This is a genomic window from Rahnella sp. P4_A8 (genome assembly GCF_056402435.1).
This window is the reverse complement of the sequence record NZ_JBFUHK010000364.1, coordinates 1-616: the sequence shown is the minus strand read 5'-3', so window position 1 is coordinate 616 and position 616 is coordinate 1. Positions and strand designations below refer to the sequence as shown.

The 616-nt window shown below is 37.5% G+C and carries 1 protein-coding gene; it reads right to left on the bottom strand.

The window, feature by feature from the left end; genetic code table 11:
* The coding region (locus AC1DUO_RS26015) for a beta family protein (protein ID WP_477989624.1) at window positions 1-616 on the bottom strand (616 nt) is incomplete at both ends.

The following is a 616-nucleotide window of genomic DNA, read 5'->3' as shown; positions in this document are numbered from 1 at the left end:
GAATAATCACTGTGAACAACTATATCTGCGCTGTGTGCACCATATTGTTCATAGCCGTACTGATTGGCTTTTTTTCCTCTGAAAACCCAAAAATAATCATTACCTGTATATCTTACACTTGCTGATACGCTAGGAAATCTAGTAGCTAGTCTAGTGTAATCAGGATGTTGAACTCCATAGTCGCTGTAAATTACCTGCCGCATTAAAACTGAACCTGTATGCAATGCTTGCCATAAAAGCCATTCTAAACGAGGTTGTGAATACACACCTATTGAGATCTGGCTTAAATCTACAGGGAATGAACCACCTGCTAATATTACCCTACGGAAACTATTTAAGTATTGAAGGTTATTAATTAAACCCGCAGCTAGAGTTTGGCTTTGTCCAGATTGTAAATTGTCATCCGTAATTGAATCGCGTAGATCAATCACAACATCTATATTCTGATATGGAATGTTCAGCCTAGAAACATATCTTGAAATCAACTGAGGATTTGCAAGGTCGGTGACTGTCAACCGCAGACAAATTTCATCTTGAACAAGTTTATCAATTTCATTCAAATAATTAACATTTCGAGTTGGTGAACTAACGGGAACAATATGTAAACCAGCAGCAC